This window comes from Spirulina subsalsa CS-330 (assembly GCF_028330765.1).
GTDB classification, from domain to species: domain Bacteria; phylum Cyanobacteriota; class Cyanobacteriia; order Cyanobacteriales; family Spirulinaceae; genus Spirulina; species Spirulina subsalsa_A.
In genome coordinates this window covers 1-4,407 of sequence record NZ_JAQMTY010000192.1, presented here as the reverse complement: position 1 = coordinate 4,407, position 4,407 = coordinate 1, and the positions used below count along the sequence as shown (strand labels likewise).

6 protein-coding genes are annotated in these 4,407 nt (G+C 55.1%); 5 read left to right on the top strand and 1 reads right to left on the bottom strand.

Features of this window, described 5'->3' with window-relative positions:
• The first annotated feature begins 402 nt into the window (after positions 1-402).
• The 5 genes from PN477_RS13490 (at position 403) to PN477_RS13470 (ending at position 3,678) form a co-directional block, all read left to right on the top strand.
• Positions 403-1,083: a hypothetical protein gene (locus tag PN477_RS13490; protein ID WP_272147344.1), complete on the top strand. Its 681-nt coding sequence runs from the start codon at positions 403-405 to the stop codon at positions 1,081-1,083.
• 291 nt (positions 1,084-1,374) lie between these two features.
• Complete coding sequence (locus PN477_RS13485; protein WP_272117991.1) at positions 1,375-2,733, top strand: CHAT domain-containing protein; 1,359 nt, start codon at positions 1,375-1,377, stop codon at positions 2,731-2,733.
• Positions 2,734-2,794: 61 nt separating this feature from the next.
• The gene (locus PN477_RS13480; protein ID WP_272117989.1) at positions 2,795-3,007 is read left to right on the top strand and encodes a DUF2839 domain-containing protein; all 213 of its coding nucleotides are present in this window, start codon (positions 2,795-2,797) and stop codon (positions 3,005-3,007) included.
• Entirely contained in the window at positions 3,008-3,385 is a 378-nt protein-coding gene (locus PN477_RS13475) for a DUF952 domain-containing protein (protein WP_272117987.1), read from the top strand.
• A gap of 5 nt (positions 3,386-3,390) precedes the next feature.
• On the top strand, positions 3,391-3,678 hold the full coding sequence (locus tag PN477_RS13470) for a hypothetical protein (protein WP_272117985.1): 288 nt from the start codon (positions 3,391-3,393) through the stop codon (positions 3,676-3,678).
• A gap of 89 nt (positions 3,679-3,767) precedes the next feature.
• On the opposite strand, the gene PN477_RS13465 is transcribed toward PN477_RS13470, so the two are convergent.
• The gene (locus tag PN477_RS13465; protein ID WP_272117983.1) at positions 3,768-4,145 is read right to left on the bottom strand and encodes a hypothetical protein; all 378 of its coding nucleotides are present in this window, start codon (positions 4,143-4,145) and stop codon (positions 3,768-3,770) included.
• Positions 4,146-4,407 lie beyond the last annotated feature (262 nt).

The following is a 4,407-nucleotide window of genomic DNA, read 5'->3' as shown; positions in this document are numbered from 1 at the left end:
TTGGCCTCGTCTGCGTTTGATCCCCCTAAATCCCCCTTAAAAAGGGGGACTTTTTTGCGTTCCCCCCTTTTTAAGGGGGGCTAGGGGGGATCGAGAGAAGGTGAACATCGTTAAGAGCAGTTTGTGTATAAGCAGTAGCTCTCTGGGAGAGGGGTTGGGGGTGAGGGCTATCAAGTCAGTCGTTAATATTTTTTCCGGACAAAAATATATAAAGTTTTGATGAACGCGATCGCGCTTTTAGGAAGATTGTGTAAAACTTCCGTAATTACCGAACTGATCCGTACATTTACGGAATTAAGTTGCTAAAGTGAAAAACATAGGGTTTTGACAGTACCGCTTCCCTACAAGTGGCGGTGCATGGGTGCATTAAACACTGTTATTTAATCGCAAATATGAGGTCGTATGAACGGATGTCTAGTCGCATGCGCGAGCATTCTGAGTTTGGGTATTGGAGGAATTGCGGATGTCAACGCTGCAATGTTGAGCAATGGAGGATTTGAAACAGGAGATCTCAGCGGTTGGACGATCCAAACCACAGCCAATGGCTCCCATGGCGTTAACCCTGGCAATATTCCCCTCCCGAATGTTACGGAATTTGATGTGATGGGGAGTGGGTTTCCCTCCCTAGCGGCTCAGTTTCGAGTGGGACAGGTGAATTTCCAAGAAGCTCAATTTGGGGGCGGCAGTCTGACGCAGTCGGTTTACCTAGAGGCGGGCCAGTTTGAATTGACGGTGGACGCGGCCAGTCAGTCCGAACGCCGTAATGCTTCGGGGGGGCTGTTGGAATTAATGTTTGATGGAGAGGCGATCGCCCGCCATGACTTTTCGGCAATCTCCCCGGACTTAGTCAAATATGCCAGCCTCTCCGCTCGGTTTGATGTGTTCACCAAGGGATGGTATGACGTGGGCTTCCAATTGACCCGCCCCTATCTCACCACCGCGACGACCCCCACACAATTTGTGGACAATGTGACCCTGACCGCACTGCATCAATCGGTGCCAGAGGCGCGGGGCGGCTGGGTGATGCTCTTGGGGGGATTGGGCATTGGTGCGGCGGTGCGTCGCCAGCGATCGTCGATGTGATGGGGCGTGTATGGGGTTGTGGGTATCTCTGCAATGGAGACGGATCGGGGGTGCGATCGCCTGAACGCCATCTTGCGATCCGTACTGTATGGTGAAGTTGAGAATCCCCACACCCAGGGGATTGAGCACCTAATCCGTTCATCAAGCCGCCAAGATTGCGATCTGAATCTCCTAAAATTCAATGGGATGAGGTAGAACGGGAATGTACCCACCCAGTCACAGAACAGGCAGAGAGAAATTTTGATGGTGATGATGATCAAGCGATCTTGGGCTTTAAGTTTGTGTTGCGCCATGTTGGTTTTTTTGGGGGTTGTGGCTTGGAGTCCAGCGCGAGGACAGGTGCAGGCTGACGCGAGGGTGGCTGACGCGAGGGTGGCTGACGCGAGTGTGGCTGACGCGAGTGTGGCTGACGCGAGTGTGGCTAGCGCGAGTGTGGCTGACGCGATCGCCGCCATGGAACAGGAGTGGAGCGGGGAATACGCGGAGTATTGGGGGCTTGAACTGGGCGAGGTTGAGATTCAAGTGGAAGAGATTGCCGCCAAACTGACGGAACTAGAGCAAGCCACGGGACAAAAGGGGGCGGTGTTGTGGTTAATGTCGAAACCCGATGCCTTGAATCTGGCCCTCACCACCCCCGACACCCTCGCCGTCAGTCGGGACATTGCCGCCGCCAATGCCAACGCCTTGATGCAAACGATGCGGGAATTTCAGCGGGAAGTGTCGCAGCCCCGTAACCTGAACTCTGATCGCTATTTGGGTGCTGCGAGTCGGCTTTATGATTGGATGATTGCCCCGATCGCTGATGTGCTGCGCCGAGATGGGATTGATTTGCTGTTGATTTGCGGGGGGAATGGGCTGCGATCGTTTCCCTTTGCGGCGTTGTACGACCAGGCAAATCAGCAATTTCTCGTTGAACAATTCAGCCTCGCCCAAATTCCGGCGTTTAATCTTCTGAACACTGCCGCCCATCGGCTCGATCAGGCGACGGTGCTCGCGATGGGGGCTTCGGAATTTCAGGAACAAGCACCACTGCCGGGGGTGGAAACTGAACTGGCGAATATTCCGTCCCGTTGGCGCGATCGCGCCTTTCTGAATAGCGAATTCACCCAAAAACGGTTACGGCGGGAGCGTCGCGCCTGTAACTGTGACATTGTCCATCTCGCCACCCACGCGGATTTCAACGCCGGAACGCCGCAAGATTCCTACATTCAATTTTTTCGCGATCGCTTAGAACTCGACGACATTGAGCGATTTGCCTGGGATGACCCGCCCGTGGAATTGGTGGTGCTCAGTGCCTGCGAAACGGCGGCGGGGAACGCCGAAGCAGAGCTAGGGTTTGCTGGGTTAATCGTCAAATCCGGGGCGCGATCGGCCCTGGCGAGCCTGTGGTACATCAGTGATTTGGGAACCGTGGGGGTGATGGGTGAGTTTTATCACGCCCTCCAAACTGCACCCACCAAGGCGGTGGCCCTCCAACAGGCTCAACTGGCCATGTTGCGCGGTCAGGTGGCGATCGCTGACCGCCAACTCCAAACCCGCGCCGGTGCGATCGACCTCGACCCCGTCACCCTCACCCAAACCCAAAACGGCCAAACCTTTACCCACCCCTTCTATTGGGCCGCCTACACCCTGATCGGCAACGCCTGGTAATCCCACCACCGCCCAGGGGTTTGATATCATAGCTATGCTTCACCTACGACACAGGAAAACTATGGGCGAATCTAAACGACGCAAGGAATCCCTCGGCGAAAAGTACGGGCAAGAACAGCGAATCTTACCCTGGGTTCCGATCACCAAACGCCAATCGGAACAATTTATGGCAATCACCACACGTGGAGCCTGGATCGGCATCGGGGCATTGGCCACAGGCTGGTTTACGGTGCGCTTCATCGGCCCGGCCTTTGGCTGGTGGGATGTGCAGTAGGTGAAACCCGCGCCGATTTTCCACATCACCCCCCGGACGGCCTGGAACGCCGCCCAAGCTCAGGGCGACTATCGGCCGCCCTCCTTAGCCACCGAGGGCTTCATCCATGCCTCCACCCTAGAGCAGGCGATCGCGACGGCGAATCGTTTTTTTGTCGGTCAGGAGGATTTGGTATTGTTGAGGATTGAGCGCGATCGCCTCCATGCCGAATTGAAATGGGAAGCCGTGCCGGATCATGGCACTTTCCCCCACCTCTACGGCCCCCTCAACCTCGATGCCGTCACCGCCGTCTACCCCCTCACCGCCGATCCACACCACGGCTTCACCCTCCCCCCCGACCTCCAATCCCCCAAAACCACACCAGAACAAGGGGCTTAAGCCCCTTGCCCCTTGCCCCTTGCCCCACCGCCCCTTGCCCCACCGCATCCTTCATCCTTTTGCCCACCATGACCCTCCCCAAAGACGAAGCCCAGCAAATCCTAGAACGCCTCATTTTTGAAGAAACGGCCCCGGAAGACTGGGTGCAAGATGTGTGGGGCCTCAGTCCGCTGTTAGGTGATAGTGCGGCGAAACTATACGAAACCTATCGCACCTTGCTCGACTGTTGCCCCCCGGAAAAACTGGAAAATTTTGTCCAAAGTCTCCTCGCCGATCACCTCGATCAATCCTGAGCCACGATGCCCAAGCCTCAACACTGGGCATGGGAACAGAGCTTGTTGTTGCCAAAACGCGATTATATTTTGCTCGTTTGGGTTAACGCTTAATACTCTTCGACGAGTAGTTCATTGACCAATTCGCGGCCTCGGCCATCAAACACCTGGAGGCGAATCAGGTCAGTTTGGGCGGGTTGCCAGGCCACTTGATAGCGCACATCACCGTTACGCCAGGTGTAGATGCGACGATTGCGATCGCCGCCGACGGATGCACCGCTGAGGTAGATGTTGCTGCCGTTGCGCTTGCTTTCGCCGTAGTAGGTGAGGGTGTTGTTAGTGTAGTTGAGGGTGACGATCCAGTTTTCGTTTTGAAAGACTCCGGTGGGGAGGGTTTGGGCGATCGCAATCGGGGGGACGGTCGCCGCAACGATGAGGGGACTGGACAAACCTAACACGGCCAGTAATGCGTAGTGATGAAGTTTCATGGTTATTGATGGGGAGTGACGAAAGACAAAACCAGTGGAACGAGCCGCTCTCGATATTGTGCAGAATCGAGGGGTGGATCAATCCAACCAATGCCCTGATGAAAGCGGGATGAATCTCAATCTTGACATACTCCCCCGTTAATTGCTAAAGCAATCTAACAGGGGATTCTTAGATTCACACCTAAGAGTTTCTGCTTCACAGATTGGTAACTAGGCAAAGCCCCCGTCCCATCATCTCCACAGACATTTTCAGATACGCCAT